Genomic DNA, 15961 nt, shown 5'->3' with positions numbered 1-15961 from the left:
TGCAGCGATGGCAGAATTACTTCTCCTGCAATCCGAGTTTTTTCTCCAGATAGTGGATATTGGTGCCACCATTCTGGAAATGCTCGTCGTTCATGATGCGAATCTGCAGATCAACGTTGGTTTTGATGCCATCGATAATCAGCTCCTGCAGCGCATTTTTCATGCGGGCAATCGCGACATCACGGTTTTCGCCATAGCAGATCAGCTTACCGATCATTGAGTCATAGTACGGAGGCACGGTGTAGCCCGCGTAGATATGAGACTCCCAGCGCACGCCAAAACCGCCCGGCGCGTGGAAGCGGGTAATTTTACCCGGGCTCGGCAGGAAGGTGTTCGGGTCTTCGGCGTTGATACGGCATTCCACCGCATGGCCTTTAACCACAACTTCTTCCTGCTTGATGGACAGCGGCTGGCCGGCTGCGATGCGCAGCTGCTCTTTAATCAGGTCGACGCCGGTGATCATTTCGGTTACCGGGTGTTCAACCTGAATACGGGTGTTCATTTCGATGAAATAGAACTCGCCGTTTTCGAACAGGAACTCAAAAGTACCCGCGCCGCGATAGCCGATATCGACGCACGCTTTGGAGCAACGCTCGCCGATATAGCGACGCAGTTCCGGCGTAATGCCCGGCGCTGGCGCCTCTTCGACCACTTTCTGGTGACGACGCTGCATGGAGCAGTCGCGCTCAGCCAGATAGATAGCGTTACCCTGACCGTCAGCCAGTACCTGGATCTCGATGTGACGAGGATTCTCCAGGTATTTCTCCATATACACCATGTCGTTGTTAAACGCGGCTTTGGCTTCCGCTTTGGTCATGGAGATGGATTGCGCCAGCTCAGCATCGCTGCGCACAACGCGCATACCGCGACCGCCGCCGCCGCCGGAGGCTTTGATAATCACCGGGTAGCCAATGCGTTTTGCATGGGCGCGGTTAACGTCCATATCTTCGCCCAGCGGGCCATCAGAGCCCGGTACGGTCGGAACGCCCGCTTTCTTCATCGCGGTGATCGCAGACACTTTGTCGCCCATCAGGCGGATTGTGTCAGCTTTCGGGCCGATAAAGATAAAGCCGGAACGCTCAACCTGCTCAGCGAAGTTTGCGTTTTCGGACAAAAATCCGTAACCCGGGTGAATAGCCACCGCGCCGGTGATTTCAGCAGCGCTGATAATCGCCGGGATATTGAGGTAGCTTTTTACGGACGGAGCCGGGCCGATACAGACCGTCTCATCCGCTAACAATACGTGTTTTAAATCGCGATCCGCCGTTGAGTGCACAGCAACGGTCTTGATGCCCAGTTCTTTACAGGCACGCAGGATACGCAATGCAATCTCGCCGCGGTTGGCGATAACAATTTTATCCAGCATGTTCGCCTCGTTATTCGATGACGACCAGTGGCTCGTCAAATTCTACCGGTTGACCACTTTCGACCAGAATGGCTTTCACCACGCCGGATTTATCGGCTTCGATCTGGTTCATCATTTTCATGGCTTCAACGATGCACAGGGTATCGCCCGCGTTAACTTTCTGACCGATTTCGATGAAGGCTTTCGCGTCCGGGCTCGGGGTGCGGTAGAAAGTACCAACCATTGGGGAACGTACGATGTGGCCACTGATTTCCGCTGCCGCAGGGGCTTCCATTGCTGGCGTTGCCGCAGAGGCGACTGCGTTAGACAGCGCTGGCTGTTGCTGCATCATCGGTGCGGCGTAAGCCTGTTGCATCACCGGGAAACCTGCGTTTGGCGCGGCACGGCTGATGCGTACAGACTCTTCGCCTTCAGAAATTTCCAGTTCGGAGATGCCTGATTCTTCAACCAGCTCGATCAGTTTTTTAATCTTACGAATATCCATGAGTGGGTTCCGTACTCTTTGTTTAGTGTGATTGTGACAGGCGTGTTAGCACCGTCTGTAAAGCATATGAATTACTGCTGTTGCAAGACGCCGCGCTTCTTCAGAAGCCGACAGGTTAAGCCTCCGATGCTCGAAAGCAAAAAACGAAACTTATCGGCCAATATGCGGCTATCTTCTGCCATTCTCGGGTAAAAAACAAAATATACCTTCGATGCGCGATTGTCACCTTTTCGGGACTCAAAAAGCCCGTCAGGAAAACCAAAGTCGCACATTATAACGATTTCGTAGCATTTGGCAGCTAAATACTGGTCTTATCAGGGAAGATTATCAACCGCTATCGTGTAAAGAGTGGCGGTTGATAAAAGAACTGCGGGAAACTGCACATATCCGGAATTAGCGCCACCACTGGCGGAACTTCTTATATCGCCATGCTAAAAGCAGGATCGCCAGCAGCGCATAAATGAGCGGTTGGGGGGATAAAATCTTCACCGACCACAGGTAGTGAATGGGGGCGAGGATCGCGACAACATAGACGAAGTTATGCAATGTTTGCCAGCGACGACCCAATCTTCGCTGCATCGCTTGCGTTGACGTCGCCGCCAGCGCCAGCAGAATCAGCCAGCTGATTAACCCCAGCGTCAGATAAGGGCGGGTGAGGACTTCTGTACCCAATAGCGCCAGATTGTTAATCCCAAGTTCGAGCAGCGTATAGCTGGTCAAATGCAGCGTAGCCCAGGCAAAGCACCATAAACCAAGTAAGCGCCGGGTGCGTATCAATAACGGCTGTTTAGCGTAGCGCGCCAGCGGCGAAACAAGCAAGGTAGCCAGCAGGAATTTAAGAGCCATCCTACCGGTAAAGTGCTGGATATCCTTTGCCGGGTCGGCGCTGAAATACCCCTGATGTCCGGCCCAGAAGAGCCAGACAAAAGGCAAAAATCCGGCCAGATGGAGAAACACTTTCAGCCAGGTAATCTGCTTTACAGTCAGGCGCACTAGTAATTCTCCCGCAAATTCAGGCCCCGGTAGAGCGAAGCCACTTCGTCAGCATAGCCGTTGAAGAGCAGTGTTGGCTGGCGTTTGACGTCGAGTACGCCGCCTGCGCCGATAAAGCGCTCAGTTGCCTGCGACCAGCGGGGGTGATCGACGTGCGGATTGACGTTGGCGTAGAAGCCATACTCCTCAGGTCCGGCGAGGTTCCAGGTCGTGGGGGGACGTTCACGCGTCAGTTCGATACTGACGATAGACTTAATCCCTTTGAAACCGTACTTCCAGGGCACGGTGAGTCGGACCGGCGCACCGTTTTGCGGAGGTAGCGCTTTGCCATACACGCCTACGCTAAGCAGCGTCAGAGGATGCATGGCCTCGTCAAGCCGCAGCCCTTCGACATAGGGATACGCCAGCCCGCCGCCGATAAAACGGTCTTTTTGACCCGGCATCTGCTCAGGCGCATAAAGCGTTTTAAACGCGACGTAGTGCGCATTGCTGGTGGGCTCGACCAGCGATAACAATTTATGCAGCGGGAAGCCGACCCAGGGAATCACCATCGACCAGGCTTCGACGCAGCGCATCCGGTAAATTCGCTCTTCCAGCGGAAATCGGCTGGTCAGGTCGTCATGATCGAGCGTAAGGGGTTTTGCCACTTCGCCGCCAATCGTCAGCGTCCAGGGATCAGTGCGCAGGCTTCCGGCATTGGCCGCCGGATCGGCTTTATCCAGGCCGAACTCATAAAAGTTGTTGTAGCCTGATACCTTATCTTCCGGCGTGAGCGTGAGAGTGTTTTGCCATTGCGCCGGTTTATCGAACGTCAGCGCTTTACCTGCCGGCGCCGGCGGGCGGTCGTTGCCTTTAAACCAATCCAGCAGGTCAGCTTGCGCGGAGGGTGAGAGGGAAAGGGCGGTGGCGCTAATTCCCAACATTTTCAGGATCTGGCGACGCTGCAGCATAAAAACGGATTCTGCCGTTACGTCGGCTTCCGTCAGTTTTTTGGATTTCATGGCATCCTCCGTCGTGCGTTTTTCTTAGCATGACGGAGGCGGAGCGTTATTGCGAATATGTCACGAAAAATTGCAGATTAGGCGATTTTAACCAGCGTGCGCCCCTGAATCTTATTGGTCATGATCTTATCGGCAAATTCAGGGGCTTCGGCGAGGGAGATTTCCGTCGCGCTTTGCGCATAGAAGGATTCCGGCAGATCGCGCACCAGACGCTGCCAGGCCTCGGCCCGGCGCGCGGCTGGCGTCATTACCGAATCAACGCCCTGCAGGCGCACGTTACGCAGAATAAACGGCATCACGGTCGTGGGCAGGGCAAAGCCGCCTGCCAGACCGCAGGCCGCCACGCAGCCGCCGTAGTTCATCTGCGCCAGCACTTTTGCCAGCACCTTATCGCCAACGGTATCAACGGCACCGGCCCACAGCTGTTTTTCCAGCGGGCGGGTTTCGGCGAACTCATCGCGGCTAAGAATGCGCTGCGCGCCGAGGTTTTTAAGATATTCATGGGTGCTTTCGCGCCCGGAAACCGCCGCCACCTTGTACCCGAGATGATGCAGCAAAGCGACCGCGGTGCTGCCGACGCCGCCGCTGGCCCCGGTGACCACGACTTCGCCATCTTCCGGACTAACCCCGGCGTCTTCCAGCGCCATCACGCACAGCATCGCGGTGAAACCAGCGGTCCCAATGACCATGGCTTTACGACCATCCAGGCCTTGCGGCGTCGCCACCAGCCAGTCGCCTTTAACGCGAGCGCGCTCCGCCAGTCCGCCCCAGTGGTTTTCCCCCACGCCCCATCCGGTCAGCAGGACTTGCTGGCCGGCGTGGAAACGCGGATCCTCGCTGCTGTGGACAAAACCAGCAAAATCGATGCCAGGAATCATCGGAAAGTTGCGGATAATTTTTCCTTTACCGGTGATGGCCAGCGCATCTTTATAGTTAAGGCTGGACCAGTGGATATCCACTGTCACATCCCCCTGCGGCAGCTGGCTGGCGTCAATGGTTTGCACCGAAGAGAGAGTTTTGCCATCCTGCTGTTCTAAGATTAAAGCCTGCATGCGCCGGTCCTCATAGGTTGGATGATTGGAAAATTTTTTCTGCAGACTATACTCGCTAACGGCATTATTACACCGATGTAACGCAATAAATTGCCAGATGCGCCAGCTTTGATAGTATGCGTCGCTCTTTAGAAAGTTAGTGCTTACTTTAGTTTAGGCGCCAGCACAGGAGCCCGGATGTTTATCGGGTAGTCATTCACACGCGGAGTTAACACAGGGATGCGATTAACGACGAAATTCTCAGCGTTTGTCACGTTACTCACCAGCCTGACGATCTTTGTCACGCTGATTGGCGCTTCGCTGAGTTTTTACAACGGCATTCAGCTAAAAATGACCAACCGCGTTCAGGCGGTGGCGACCATGCTGGATAACCGTCTGGTCTCTATGTCTTTTGACCAGATTGAACCGCAGATGGATGAGCTGATGACGCCGATCGACGCGACGCGCGTTGACTTTCAGCTTAATGGCAAATCGGTCTATAGCCATTCCCGCACCGATAACTATCGTCCTTTAGGTAGCAGCAATCAGTTTCGCGATATCACGGTACCGTCGCTCAAGCAGCCCGGTATGGCAATCCATCTGGTGTACCTGGATCCGATGGCCAATTACTTCCGTTCACTGCACATCACCGCGCCGCTCTCCATCGCCATTGGTTTTATGGTGCTGATTATCTTTTTTTCCGTACGCTGGATCCGTCGCCAGCTGGCGGGCCAGGAGCTACTGGAACTCCGCACTGCGCGTATTCTTAATGGCGAACGCGGACCGCAGGTGCGAGGGTCGGTACACGAGTGGCCAGCGAATACCAGTAGCGCGCTGGATATGCTGCTATCCGAACTTCAGTTCGCCAGCGATCAGCGAAGCCGTATGGATACTCTGATCCGTTCCTATGTCGCGCAGGATTCAAAAACCGGGCTGAGTAACCGATTATTTTTTGATAATCAGCTGTCGACGCTGCTTGAAGATCAGGAGAAAGTGGGGTCATACGGCATCGTAATGATGATCCGCCTGCCGGATTTCGACCTGCTGCGCGATAACTGGGGACGCGCAGCGACCGAAGAGCACTACTTTACGCTGATCAATATGCTTTCCACTTTTATTATGCGCTACCCTGGCGCACTGCTGGCTCGCTACCACCGCAGCGATTTTGCCGTCCTGCTTCCGCATCGCACGTTGAAAGAGGCGGACAGCATTGCCGGGTTACTCCTGAAAGCCATGGATGCCCTGCCGCCGACGCGAATTCTCGATCGTGACGATATGATGCATATCGGGATCTGCGCTTTCCGCAGCGGACAAACGGCGGCCCAGGTAATGGGGCATGCGGAAGCGGCCACGCGTAATGCGGTGCTGCAGGGCAGCAACAGCTGGGCCGTCTATGACGATTCTCTGCCGGAGAAAGGGCGTGGCAACGTGCGCTGGCGTACGCTTATCGAGCAAATGCTTAGCCGCGGCGGCCCGCGACTTTACCAGAAACCCGCCGTCACTCGTGATGGTCGCGTACATCATCGTGAGCTAATGTGCCGTCTTTATGATGGTAAGGAAGAGGTGATTGCGGCCGAATATATGCCGATGGTGCTGCAGTTTGGCCTGGCGGAGGAGTATGACCGTTTGCAAATTACGCGATTGCTGCCGTTTTTAGGCTTTTGGCCGGAAGAAAACCTCGCGCTGCAGGTGACGGTCGAGTCCTTGATCCGCCCTCGATTCCAGCGCTGGCTGCGCGATACTTTGATGCAATGCGAAAAATCGCACCGTCGACGTATTATTTTTGAACTTGCAGAGGCGGATGTTTGTCAATATATCGGCCGCCTGCAGCCGGTTATGCGGTTGGTTAACGCTTTAGGTATTCGAATTGCCGTGGTTCAGGCCGGTTTGACGCTGGTTGGAACCAGCTGGATCAAGCAGCTCGATGTTGAAGTGATTAAGCTGCATTCGGGGTTATCGCGCAATATAGAAAAACGCAGTGAAAATCAGCTGCTGGTGCAGAGCCTGGTAGAAGCCTGTAAAGGAATGCCGGTTCAGGTTTTCGCAACCGGCGTACTCAGCCGAAGCGAGTGGCAGGTGCTGTCTCAATGCGGTGTTACCGGTGGCCAGGGGGAATTTTTTGCCGCCTCACAGCCACTTGACACAAATGTGAAAAAATATTCGCAAAGATACTCTGTTTGATCTGCCGTTTAGCGTGATTTCACGTAGAATAATGCGCGCCATAGTGATGGGGGTGTGCTTGTCTACCTGCCGGATTGTCGCAATGTAAATGCCAGTGAATGACCTTTGACAGGTTGCAGATTCAAGCGCGGAGCGCTGCTGAAGATTTCTGCGTTGGACGGACTCAGTCAAATTTGTAACAAAGGTAACGAACTGCACTAATTTTCACCGCAGCAGATGATTTTTGCGCCTTGTCGCTGCTGCGCGTGGTTGGTAAAGTAAGCGGATTTTGTTTTCCGCCCCAGCTTTCAGGATTATCCCTTAGTATGTTAAAAAAATTTCGTGGCATGTTTTCCAATGACCTGTCCATTGACCTGGGTACCGCGAATACCCTGATTTATGTAAAAGGACAAGGCATCGTATTGAATGAGCCTTCCGTTGTGGCCATTCGTCAGGATCGTGCCGGATCGCCGAAAAGCGTCGCCGCTGTGGGTCATGAAGCGAAGCAGATGCTTGGGCGTACACCGGGCAACATTGCAGCTATTCGCCCAATGAAAGACGGCGTTATCGCCGACTTCTTCGTTACCGAAAAAATGCTCCAGCACTTTATTAAACAGGTGCACAGCAATAGCTTTATGCGTCCGAGCCCGCGCGTGCTGGTCTGCGTGCCGGTTGGTGCGACCCAGGTTGAACGTCGCGCGATTCGTGAGTCCGCACAGGGCGCTGGCGCCCGTGAAGTCTTCCTGATTGAAGAGCCGATGGCGGCTGCGATCGGCGCAGGCCTGCCGGTCTCCGAAGCAACCGGTTCAATGGTTGTGGACATCGGCGGCGGTACCACTGAAGTGGCGGTCATCTCCCTTAACGGCGTGGTTTACTCCTCTTCTGTCCGTATCGGCGGCGACCGTTTTGACGAAGCCGTCATTAATTATGTCCGTCGTAACTATGGCTCCCTGATCGGCGAAGCGACCGCAGAACGCATTAAGCATGAAATCGGCTCCGCTTATCCGGGTGATGAAGTCCGCGAAATCGAAGTTCGCGGGCGTAACCTTGCTGAAGGCGTTCCGCGCGGCTTTACTCTGAACTCCAACGAAATCCTCGAAGCGCTGCAGGAACCGTTGACCGGTATCGTCAGCGCGGTGATGGTCGCGCTGGAACAGTGCCCACCGGAGCTGGCTTCCGATATCTCCGAACGCGGGATGGTTCTGACCGGCGGCGGTGCTCTGCTTCGCAACCTTGACCGTCTGTTAATGGAAGAGACAGGAATCCCTGTCGTAGTTGCAGAAGATCCACTGACCTGCGTCGCTCGTGGCGGCGGTAAGGCACTGGAAATGATCGATATGCACGGCGGCGACTTGTTCAGCGAAGAGTAGTCAGCCTGAGATCCGGGTAGCTGGCCTACGGCTGCCCCGATCTTAACTGACACGAGAATACGCATAGCCTATGAAGCCAATTTTTAGCCGTGGCCCGTCGCTACAGATTCGCCTTATTCTGGCGGTTTTGGTGGCGCTTGGCGTGATAATCGCCGACAGCCGCCTGGGTACGTTCAGCCAAATTCGAACGTATATGGATACAGCCGTCAGCCCTTTCTACTTTGTCTCTAATGGTCCCCGGGAGCTGCTGGATAGCGTTTCGCAAACGCTGGCCACCCGCGATCAGCTCGAACTGGAAAATCGCGCGCTGCGTCAGGAGTTGCTGCTCAAGAACAGCGACTTACTGATGCTGGGTCAGTACAAACAGGAGAACGCGCGTCTGCGCGAGCTGCTGGGCTCTCCGCTGCGCCAGGACGAGCAAAAAATGGTGACCCAGGTCATCTCAACGGTTAACGACCCCTATAGCGATCAGGTGGTTATCGATAAAGGCAGCGTTAACGGCGTCTATGAAGGCCAGCCGGTTATCAGCGATAAAGGCGTTGTGGGTCAGGTGGTCGCGGTCGCGAAACTGACCAGCCGCGTGCTGCTGATTTGCGATGCCACGCATGCGTTACCGATTCAGGTACTGCGTAACGATATTCGCGTCATTGCCGCAGGCAACGGTTGTACTGACGATTTACAGCTGGAACATCTGCCGGCCAATACCGATATTCGCGTCGGCGACGTGCTGGTCACTTCGGGTCTCGGCGGCCGCTTCCCTGAAGGGTATCCGGTCGGGGTGGTTTCGTCCGTTAAGCTGGATACGCAGCGTGCGTATACGGTGATTCAGGCGCGTCCGACTGCCGGTCTGCAGCGCTTGCGTTATCTGCTGCTGCTGTGGGGAGCCGATCGCAACGGCGCGAATCCGATGACGCCGGAAGAGGTTCATCGCGTAGCGAATGAACGCCTGATGCAGATGATGCCGCAGGTTCTGCCTGCGCCGGATGCGATGGGGCCGCAGATGCCCGCGCCGGCAACCGGTATGCCACAGCAGCCTCTGCCAGCAGGAGGGCAATAGTGGCAAGTTACCGTAGCCAGGGACGCTGGGTTATCTGGCTCTCGTTTCTTATCGCACTATTGCTGCAGATTATGCCCTGGCCGGCGGACATTAGCGTCTACCGGCCAAACTGGGTATTGCTTATCCTGTTGTACTGGATCCTCGCGCTACCCCACCGGGTTAACGTTGGCACAGGCTTTGTGATGGGCGCGATCCTCGATCTCATCAGCGGGTCGACGCTTGGCGTTCGCGCACTATCATTAAGTATTGTGGCTTATCTGGTTGCGCTGAAGTATCAACTGTTCCGCAACCTGGCGCTTTGGCAACAGGCGCTGGTGGTGGTCATGTTATCCCTCTCCGTGGATATCATTGTTTTCTGGGCAGAGTTTTTAGTGATCAACGTCTCTTTCCGTCCGGAAGTGTTCTGGAGTAGTGTAGTAAACGGTGTGCTCTGGCCATGGATTTTCCTGCTGATGCGTAAAGTGCGCCAGCAGTTTGCGGTGCAATAAGGTTGATATGACGACTCTGTATCTTGCTTCAGGTTCTCCGCGTCGGCAGGAACTGCTGACACAGCTTGGCCTCGCTTTTGAGCGCGTGGTTCCCGGTATTGAGGAACAGCGCCGCCCGCAGGAGAGCGCCCAGCAGTATGTGGTCCGGCTGGCGCGCGAAAAGGCCCAGGCTGGCGTCGCGCTGGCACCGCGCGATCTCCCGGTTTTAGGCGCGGATACCATTGTCATCCTTAACGGTGAAGTGCTGGAAAAACCGCGCGATGGCGGGCACGCCGCCGAGATGCTACGCATGCTTTCCGGAAAGACTCATCAGGTGATGACCGCCGTGGCGCTGGCTGATAAGCGGCAGACGCTGGATTGTCTGGTGGTCACGGAGGTCACTTTCCGCGTGCTCTCAGGGCAGGATATCGCCGATTATGTCGCCAGCGGCGAACCTTTAGATAAAGCAGGTGCATACGGTATTCAGGGGTTGGGTGGCTGTTTCGTCAGGAAGATAAATGGCAGCTATCACGCCGTCGTTGGCTTACCGCTGGTGGAAACGTATGAGTTGCTAAGTAACTTTAACTCACTGCGTGAAGAAAAGGGATAAAGATGACTGCTGAATTATTAGTTAACGTAACGCCATCAGAAACGCGCGTCGCTTACATTGATGGCGGTATTCTTCAGGAAATTCATATTGAGCGTGAAGCGCGACGCGGAATAGTAGGCAATATCTACAAGGGTCGTGTCAGTCGGGTGCTGCCGGGAATGCAGGCGGCTTTTGTAGATATTGGCCTGGATAAGGCCGCGTTTCTGCACGCTTCCGATATTATGCCGCACACCGAGTGCGTGGCGGGCGAAGAGCAAAAGCAGTTCGCCGTCCGCGATATCTCAGAGCTGGTGCGTCAGGGGCAGGATTTAATGGTGCAGGTGGTGAAAGATCCCCTCGGCACCAAAGGCGCCCGCCTGACCACCGATATCACCATTCCCTCTCGCTATCTGGTCTTTATGCCCGGCGCTTCGCACGTCGGCGTCTCTCAGCGTATTGAAAGCGAAGCGGAACGTGAACGCCTGAAAAAAGTGGTCTCTGAATACTGTGACGAGCAGGGCGGATTCATTATCCGTACCGCGGCGGAAGGCGTTCATGAGCAGGAGATGGCAGCAGATGCCGCCTATCTCAAGCGCGTCTGGACAAAAGTGATGGAACGCAAAAAGCGCCAGCAGACCCGATATCAAATGTACGGCGAACTGGCGCTGGCGCAGCGCGTGCTGCGTGATTTCGCCGATGCGCATCTTGACCGGATTCGCGTTGACTCTCGTCTGACTTACGAATCGCTGCTGGAGTTTACCGCCGAATATATTCCGGAGATGACCAGCAAGCTGGAGCACTACAGCGGCCGTCAGCCGATTTTCGATCTCTTTGACGTGGAAAATGAAATCCAGCGCGCTCTGGAACGCAAAGTTGAGCTGAAATCAGGTGGTTATCTGATCATTGACCAAACGGAAGCGATGACCACCGTTGATATCAACACCGGGGCATTCGTCGGTCACCGTAATCTTGACGATACTATCTTTAATACCAATATTGAGGCGACCCAGGCGATTGCCCGCCAGCTGCGGCTGCGCAATCTCGGTGGGATTATCATCATCGATTTCATTGATATGAACAATGAAGATCACCGCCGTCGGGTGCTGCACTCTCTTGAGCAGGCGCTGAGCAAAGACCGGGTTAAAACCAGCATCAACGGCTTCTCCCAGCTTGGGCTGGTAGAGATGACCCGCAAGCGTACTCGCGAAAGCGTGGAGCATGTGCTGTGTAATGAGTGCCCTACCTGCCACGGTCGCGGTACGGTGAAAACGGTGGAAACGGTGTGCTATGAAATCATGCGCGAAATCGTGCGCGTGCACCATGCCTACGATTCCGACCGGTTCCTGGTCTATGCTTCTCCTGCGGTAGCGGAAACGCTGAAAGGGGAAGAGTCGCACGCGCTGGCAGAAGTCGAGATCTTTGTCGGTAAGCAGGTCAAAGTGCAAATTGAACCGCTCTATAATCAAGAGCAGTTTGATGTAGTAATGATGTAATCATCCGTTTTGCTTGCTGATGTCGGGATAAAGAGGCGGGCAAAAGGATGACGCGTAACAGGCTGACAAGGAGAGATGCGTGAGGCGACTGCCCGGGATATTACTGCTCACCGTGGCAACATTGATTGTTGTCGTCGCACTGCTGGTGAGCGGTCTGCGTCTCGTTCTGCCGCAGTTAAACAGCTGGCGTCCGCAGGTGCTGGAAAAAGTCTCCGCGATGGCCGGCGTACCGGTCGATGCTTCAAATATTGTCGCCAGCTGGCAGACTTTTGGCCCGACGCTTGATGTCCGCGATGTTAAGGCCGGCCTGAATGATGGCGGCGAGCTTTCCGCTAAACGCGTCACCCTGGCGCTCGACGTCTGGCAAAGCCTGCTGCATATGCGCTGGCAGTTTCGCGATCTGACCTTCTGGCAGCTGCAGGTTCATACCAATACCCCCATTCAAACGAATAATAGCGGTGAAGGGCTGAAAACCGACCGTATCAGCGATCTTTTCCTCCGCCAGTTCGATCACTTTATTCTTCGCGATAGCCATCTGAGCTTTCTGACCATCTCCGGCCAGCGTGCGGAGCTCACCATTCCGCAGCTTACCTGGCTGAACGGTAAAAATCGCCATCGCGCGGAGGGGCAGCTTAGTCTCAGCAGCCTGACCGGCCAGCACGGCGTGATGCAGGTGCGAATGGACCTGCGCGATGAAGACGGCCTGCTCAATAAGGGGCGCGTCTGGCTTCAGGCGGATGATATCGACGTTAAGCCGTGGCTTGGGCGCTGGATGCAGGACAACATCGCCCTGCAGAGCGCGCGGTTTAGCCTGGAAGGCTGGATGACTATCGACAAAGGCGATGTCGCCAGCGGCGATGTATGGCTTAAAAAAGGCGGCGCCAGCTGGCAGGGCGATAAAGAGAAGCACCATCTGTCGGTTGATAATCTGACGGCTCACATCTATCGCGATAATCAAAGCTGGGGCTTTCACATCCCTGATACGCGCATCTCGATGGATGACAAACCCTGGCCGCGCGGCGCGCTGTCGATGGCGTGGATCCCGGCTCAGGATGTGGGCGGAAAAAATGGTCAACGCAGCGATGAGCTGCGCATTCGCGCCAGCAACCTTAACCTTAGCGGTCTGACCGGGCTGCAGCCGATGGCGGATAAACTGGCTCCGTCGCTGGGCGAAATCTGGCGTACGACGCAGCCGGACGGCAAAATCAATCTTCTGGCGCTGGATATTCCACTGCAAATGGCGGAAAAAACGCGCTTCCGGGCGGACTGGAGCGACATGTCCTGGAAGCAGTGGAAGCTGCTGCCAGGGGCTGAGCATTTCTCCGGCAACATTGCCGGGAGCGTAGAAAACGGTACTCTGCATGCCAGCATGACGCAGGCGAAAATGCCCTATGAAACGGTCTTTCGTGCGCCGCTGGAGATCGCCAAAGGCGATGCGACCCTCAGTTGGGTGAAGAATGACAAGGGTTTTATGCTCGATGGTCGCGATATTGATGTACAGGCTACCGGCGTTCGCGCTCGCGGTGGGTTCCGCTATCTGCAGCCGCAGGGCGACGAACCCTGGCTCGGTATTCTGGCCGGTATCAGTACCAACGATGGCGGACAGGCCTGGCGCTACTTCCCGGAAAATCTGATGGGCAAAGCGCTGGTGGATTACCTCAGCGGAGCCATTAAAGGCGGTCAGGCCACCGATGCTACGCTGGCTTATGGCGGTAACCCGCATCTTTTCCCGTACAAGCATAATGAGGGGCAATTCCAGGTCACGGTGCCGCTCAAGAACGCCACCTTTGCCTTTCAGCCTGACTGGCCCGCGCTTACCGGGCTTAATATCGACCTTAACTTTATCAATGATGGGCTATGGATGAAGGCCGATAAGGCGATGCTCGGCAACGTGACCGCCAGCAATCTCGATGCGGTGATTCCCGACTATTCGCGAGAAAAGCTGCTGATTGATGCCGACGTTAACGGCCCGGGTAAAGAGGTTGGCCCTTATTTTAACGAGACGCCGCTGAAAGAGACGCTGGGCGCGGCGCTGGATGAGCTCCAGCTGGACGGTAATGTTAGCGCTCGCTTACATCTTGATATCCCCCTGGATGGCGAGATGACCACCGCTAAAGGTGATGTCCGGTTGAACAATAACAGCTTGTTTATCAAGCCTATCGATACCACATTGCAGAACCTGAGCGGTAAATTCAGCTTTGTAAACGGCGACCTGAAAAGCGAACCGATGAGCGCGAGCTGGTTTAATCAGCCGCTGAATCTTGATTTCTCGACCACCGAAGGCGCGAAAGCATTTCTCGTGAACGTCGGGATGAACGCCAGCTGGCAGCCTGCGCGTACCGGTTTATTGCCGAAATCCCTGGACGGCACCCTGAGCGGCAGCGTGCCCTGGGACGGAAAAGTCGCGATTGAGCTTCCGTATCGCGGTAGCGCGGCCTATAAGGTTGACCTCAACGCTGACCTGAAGAGTGTAAGTAGTCACTTACCTGCACCGTTAGATAAGCAGGCCGGGGAGCCGTTGCCGGTAAAAATTAAGGTCGATGGCGGCTTAAGCAGTTTTAATCTGGCCGGCTCCATGGGGGCGAAGAACCATATTAATAGCCGCTGGCTGCTGGGTCATAAGCTGACCCTGGACCGCGCTATTTTAACCACGGACAGTAAAGCCGTTTCTCCGCTTCCCGAGCAGCCAGGCGTGGAGCTGAATATGCCGCCGATGGATGGCGCGCAGTGGCTGGCGCTGTTCCAGGGCGGAGCGGCGAATGACGTCAGCAGTAATCTCGTCTTCCCGGAGCAGGTCACGCTGCGAACGCCAGCGTTAACGATGGCGGGGCAGAGCTGGAATAACGTTAGCCTTGTCTCCCGGCCCGATGCCGGGGGAACGAAGATCGAAGCCCAGGGGCGTGAAGTCAACGCAACCCTGACGATGCGGAAGAACGCCCCGTGGCTGGCGGCCATTCGCTATCTCTACTACAACCCAACGGCGGCGAAAAGCCGCGGTACAGAAAAAAGCAGCGCCCCGCTGGCCGATACCAACATTGATTTCCACGGCTGGCCGGACCTTCAGCTTCGCTGCGCCGAGTGCTGGCTGTGGGGGCAAAAATATGGCCGTATCGAAGGGGATTTTGATATTCGCGGCGATACCCTGACGCTGGCGAACGGACTGGTCGATACCGGTTTTGGCCGTCTGACGACCGATGGCGTATGGGTGAGCGCGCCGGCGGGCGTACGAACCTCTTTGAAAGGTAAGCTGCACGGCAATAAAACCGACGATTTCGTGAACTTCTTCGGCGTCTCCACGCCGGTAAAAGGTTCGTCGTTTGATATTGATTATGACCTGCACTGGCGTGCGCCGCCGTGGCAGCCAGACGTTGCCTCGCTTAACGGGATCCTCAAAAGCCGTCTTGGAAAAGGCGAATTTACCGACCTCAGCACCGGTCATGCCGGCCAGCTTCTGCGTTTGTTGAGCGTTGACGCGCTGCTGCGCAAGCTGCGCTTCGACTTTAGCGATACGTTCAGCGAAGGGTTCTACTTTGATTCCATTCGCAGTACGGCGTGGATTAAAGACGGCGTTCTGCATACCGACGATACGCTGGTCGATGGTCTGGAAGCGGATATCGCCATGAAGGGGTCGGTGGATCTCGTGCGTCGTCAGCTGGATATGCAGGCCGTGGTCGCGCCGGAGATTTCTGCGACCGTGGGCGTCGCCGCGGCCTTTGCCGTTAACCCGATTATCGGCGCCGCGGTCTTTGCTGCCAGTAAGGTACTGGGGCCGCTGTGGAACAAGGTCTCTATTTTGCGCTATCGCATCACCGGTCCTATCGATCAGCCGCAAATTAACGAAGTGCTGCGCCAGGCGCGGAGCGACAAAAAGCAATGATTTGACGATTGTGCGTAATTACCGCACTCTCAATAGATAGCCTTTTTTATTTCCGCCCCTGAGGCGGCAACAA

At 55.5% G+C, this 15961-nt stretch carries 12 protein-coding genes; 7 read left to right on the top strand and 5 right to left on the bottom strand.

Going from position 1 to position 15961, the window contains the following annotated elements; genetic code table 11:
• Positions 1 to 16: 16 nt before the first annotated feature.
• The 5 genes from accC to ABLU88_RS24655 form a co-directional block, all read right to left on the bottom strand.
• Positions 17 to 1366 (bottom strand): acetyl-CoA carboxylase biotin carboxylase subunit, encoded by a 1350-nt coding sequence (gene accC, locus ABLU88_RS24675; RefSeq protein WP_004125846.1) that lies wholly within the window; start codon positions 1364 to 1366, stop codon positions 17 to 19.
• A 10-nt stretch (positions 1367 to 1376) separates the two neighbouring features.
• Positions 1377 to 1850 carry an acetyl-CoA carboxylase biotin carboxyl carrier protein gene (accB, locus tag ABLU88_RS24670; protein ID WP_004125844.1) on the bottom strand — a complete coding sequence of 158 codons (474 nt, stop codon included), beginning with the start codon at positions 1848 to 1850 and terminating at the stop codon, positions 1377 to 1379.
• A 393-nt stretch (positions 1851 to 2243) separates the two neighbouring features.
• Entirely contained in the window at positions 2244 to 2843 is a 600-nt protein-coding gene (gene msrQ / locus ABLU88_RS24665; RefSeq protein WP_025108489.1) for a protein-methionine-sulfoxide reductase heme-binding subunit MsrQ, read from the bottom strand.
• Entirely contained in the window at positions 2843 to 3844 is a 1002-nt protein-coding gene (gene msrP / locus ABLU88_RS24660; protein WP_102803994.1) for a protein-methionine-sulfoxide reductase catalytic subunit MsrP, read from the bottom strand. Before msrP ends, msrQ begins: the two co-directional genes overlap by 1 nt.
• 77 nt (positions 3845 to 3921) lie before the next feature.
• Complete coding sequence (locus tag ABLU88_RS24655; protein ID WP_348838297.1) at positions 3922 to 4896, bottom strand: MDR family oxidoreductase; 975 nt, start codon at positions 4894 to 4896, stop codon at positions 3922 to 3924.
• Between the two features lie 219 nt (positions 4897 to 5115).
• On the opposite strand from ABLU88_RS24655, the gene csrD reads away from it, so the two are divergent.
• The 7 genes from csrD to yhdP all read left to right on the top strand — a co-directional run bounded on the left by csrD (position 5116) and on the right by yhdP (position 15888).
• A complete protein-coding gene (gene csrD, locus ABLU88_RS24650) occupies positions 5116 to 7056 on the top strand; it encodes an RNase E specificity factor CsrD (protein WP_102803995.1) in 1941 nt (646 codons plus the stop codon).
• 305 nt (positions 7057 to 7361) lie between these two features.
• Positions 7362 to 8405, top strand: a complete 1044-nt coding sequence (gene mreB, locus ABLU88_RS24645) for a rod shape-determining protein MreB (RefSeq protein WP_002918653.1) — start codon at positions 7362 to 7364, stop codon at positions 8403 to 8405.
• Between the two features lie 70 nt (positions 8406 to 8475).
• Complete coding sequence (gene mreC, locus ABLU88_RS24640) at positions 8476 to 9462, top strand: rod shape-determining protein MreC (protein ID WP_004106252.1); 987 nt, start codon at positions 8476 to 8478, stop codon at positions 9460 to 9462.
• Positions 9462 to 9950 carry a rod shape-determining protein MreD gene (gene mreD, locus ABLU88_RS24635; protein WP_004125830.1) on the top strand — a complete coding sequence of 163 codons (489 nt, stop codon included), beginning with the start codon at positions 9462 to 9464 and terminating at the stop codon, positions 9948 to 9950. Before mreC ends, mreD begins: the two co-directional genes overlap by 1 nt.
• 7 nt (positions 9951 to 9957) lie before the next feature.
• The gene (locus ABLU88_RS24630) at positions 9958 to 10539 is read left to right on the top strand and encodes a nucleoside triphosphate pyrophosphatase (protein WP_014839653.1); all 582 of its coding nucleotides are present in this window, start codon (positions 9958 to 9960) and stop codon (positions 10537 to 10539) included.
• A gap of 2 nt (positions 10540 to 10541) precedes the next feature.
• A complete protein-coding gene (gene rng, locus ABLU88_RS24625) occupies positions 10542 to 12011 on the top strand; it encodes a ribonuclease G (protein WP_004125826.1) in 1470 nt (489 codons plus the stop codon).
• A 79-nt stretch (positions 12012 to 12090) separates the two neighbouring features.
• Complete coding sequence (gene yhdP, locus ABLU88_RS24620; protein WP_009651883.1) at positions 12091 to 15888, top strand: AsmA2 domain-containing protein YhdP; 3798 nt, start codon at positions 12091 to 12093, stop codon at positions 15886 to 15888.
• Positions 15889 to 15961 lie beyond the last annotated feature (73 nt).

Origin of the sequence: Klebsiella sp. GW_Kp182 (genome assembly GCF_040062275.1) — a bacterium.
Classification (GTDB): domain Bacteria; phylum Pseudomonadota; class Gammaproteobacteria; order Enterobacterales; family Enterobacteriaceae; genus Klebsiella; species Klebsiella michiganensis.
This window is presented reverse-complemented; position numbering and strand designations above follow the sequence as displayed.

Excerpts from the sequence above, each read along its gene's own strand:
- mreB (WP_002918653.1), top strand. The coding sequence starts at position 7,362 with ATGTTAAAAAAATTTCGTGGCATGTTTTCCAATGACCTGTCCATTGAC.
- msrP (WP_102803994.1), bottom strand. The coding sequence starts at position 3,844 with ATGAAATCCAAAAAACTGACGGAAGCCGACGTAACGGCAGAATCCGTT.
- csrD (WP_102803995.1), top strand. The coding sequence starts at position 5,116 with ATGCGATTAACGACGAAATTCTCAGCGTTTGTCACGTTACTCACCAGC.
- accB (WP_004125844.1), bottom strand. The coding sequence starts at position 1,850 with ATGGATATTCGTAAGATTAAAAAACTGATCGAGCTGGTTGAAGAATCA.
- accC (WP_004125846.1), bottom strand. The coding sequence starts at position 1,366 with ATGCTGGATAAAATTGTTATCGCCAACCGCGGCGAGATTGCATTGCGT.
- rng (WP_004125826.1), top strand. The coding sequence starts at position 10,542 with ATGACTGCTGAATTATTAGTTAACGTAACGCCATCAGAAACGCGCGTC.
- ABLU88_RS24655 (WP_348838297.1), bottom strand. The coding sequence starts at position 4,896 with ATGCAGGCTTTAATCTTAGAACAGCAGGATGGCAAAACTCTCTCTTCG.
- mreC (WP_004106252.1), top strand. The coding sequence starts at position 8,476 with ATGAAGCCAATTTTTAGCCGTGGCCCGTCGCTACAGATTCGCCTTATT.
- ABLU88_RS24630 (WP_014839653.1), top strand. The coding sequence starts at position 9,958 with ATGACGACTCTGTATCTTGCTTCAGGTTCTCCGCGTCGGCAGGAACTG.